Here is a 1,975-nt window from a genome sequence, read left to right as displayed (position 1 = left end):
TCGGACACCTCCAGGCCGAGCTTGGCGAAGATGTTGGCGGTGTGCTTGGCGACGGCCCGTTCGGTGACCGTCAGGCGGCCGGCGATGGCGGCGTTGGAGCGGCCCTGCGCCATCAGCTCCAGCACCTCCCGCTCGCGCGGGGTGAGCCGTGAGACGGGCCGGTCGTCGCCCGAACTGCGCTGCAGCAGCTGGGAGATGACCTGGGGGTCCATGGCGGTGCCGCCGGCCGCGACCCGGCGGACGGCCTCGGTGAACTGCCCGGCGTCCAGCACCCGGTCCTTCAGCAGATAGCCGACGCCGCCGCTGCCGTCGGCGAGCAGTTCGCGGGCGTAGAGCTGCTCGACGTGCTGGGAGAGCACCAGGACCGGCAGGCCGGGGCGGCGGCTCCGGGCCCGCAGGGCGCACTGCAGCCCCTCGTCGGTGAAGGAGGGCGGGAGCCGGACGTCGACGACGGCGACGTCCGGCTCCAGTTCCTCGAGGGCGCGGTCCAGTCCGGGGCCGTTGTCGACGGCGGCGGCGATCTCGAAGCCGTGCGCCTCCAGCAGCCGGACCAGGCCGTCCCTCAGCAGGAAGAGGTCTTCGGCGAGGACAACGCGCACGGAATCTCCAGGGTCACCACGGTGGGGCCGCCGGTCGGACTGCTGACGGCCAGGACACCGTCGAATGCTCCCAGCCGCCGCTCCACCCCCGCCAGTCCGGTGCCGGCCGCCGGGTCGGCGCCGCCGTGCCCGTCGTCGCCGACGGTCAGGCGCAGCATGCCGTCGCGGTACCCCATCTCCAGCCAGATCCGGGTCGCCCCGGCGTGCTTGACGACGTTGGTCAGCATCTCGCTGAGCGCGAAGTAGACGGCCGACTCCACGGCGGCCTCCGGCCTGCCGGGAAGGTCGACGTCGGCCTCCACCGGCAGCGGCGTCCGGAGCGCGAGGGCCCGCGCCGCGTCGCCGAGGCCGCGCTCCGCCAGCACGGGCGGGTGGATGCCGCGTACCAGGTCCCGCAGTTCGGCGAGCGCCTCGACGGACTCGGCGCGTGCCTGGGCGAGCAGCAGCCGTGCCTGCGAGGGGTCCTTGTCGAGCAGGGTCTCGATGGTGCTGAGGCTCATCCCCATGGCGACCAGCCGGGCCTGCGCCCCGTCGTGCAGGTCGCGCTCGATGCGGCGCAGTTCCGCGGCGGAGGTGTCCACGGCGTCGTGCCGGGTGCGGGCGAGTTCCTCCACCCGGCGCTCCAGCGACGCCCGGCCCGGGGACAGCAGGCTCCGGGTCAGCGTGAAGTGGGCCTTCAGCAGGCGGTCGTTGAAGCGGAACGCGAGGTGCAGCACGAGCAGTCCGAGGAGCCCGGCGCCGATCGCGTCGGCCTGCGAGCTGACGGGGAGGAACAGGTACCAGTAGTCCCCGCCCTCCGCGACGACCCGCCAGTGCCCGAGCGGCAGGGCGATCCCCTGCACCGCGTTGCTCAGCAGTGCCACGGGCAGCATGGCGAGGAGGAAGCCCGCGGTCATGTCCACCGGGAGCCAGAGCAGTTCGCGGCGGACCGCCGGGTCCGTCATCAGGTGCAGGGTGCGGGCCGGGCCGGTGGCGGGCAGCCCGGCGGGGCCGGGGCCGTGCACGGCGGGCGGGATGTCGATGCCGTACCAGCGGGCCGCCGCCAGCCTCCGCAGGTCGGTGAACCGGCGGACGAGGCCGAGCAGGGGCGGCAGCAGCAGGGTGCCGACGCCGAGAGGAACCAGGGCGGCGGCCAGCAGGGTGAGGACCAGCAGGAGGGAGGAGCCGATGAGGGAGAACGTTCCCAGGGCGAAACCGCGCACTGCGGCCACGCATGCCTTCTTGGCGGACATGTGTCCAACTCCCCGTCGTACGGTGCCGTTTCGCCGGGTGTGTTCCCGACGTCCCCGACGCTACGGCCGGCGGGCGGCGGCCGCACGGGGCACGGCCCCCCGACGGGGGTGGTGCCAGGTACACCCTCCCCGGCCGTGCGTCCC

Annotated in this window: 2 protein-coding genes; both read right to left on the bottom strand. The window is 74.3% G+C overall.

All coding sequences use genetic code 11. The annotated features are described in order from the left end of the window. The coding region (locus tag ACOV8S_RS10445; RefSeq protein WP_448317512.1) for a LuxR C-terminal-related transcriptional regulator at positions 1 to 599 on the bottom strand (599 nt) is incomplete at its 3' end. Continuing rightward, entirely contained in the window at positions 563 to 1,831 is a 1,269-nt protein-coding gene (locus ACOV8S_RS10440; protein WP_448317511.1) for a sensor domain-containing protein, read from the bottom strand. The genes ACOV8S_RS10440 and ACOV8S_RS10445, both read right to left, overlap by 37 nt. Positions 1,832 to 1,975: the final 144 nt, after the last annotated feature.

This window comes from Streptomyces sp. CO7 (assembly GCF_053474865.1).
The sequence above is the reverse complement of the archived record's forward strand: the minus strand, read 5'-3'. Positions and strand labels throughout refer to the sequence as shown.

Excerpts from the sequence above, each read along its gene's own strand:
- ACOV8S_RS10440 (WP_448317511.1), bottom strand. The coding sequence starts at position 1,831 with ATGTCCGCCAAGAAGGCATGCGTGGCCGCAGTGCGCGGTTTCGCCCTG.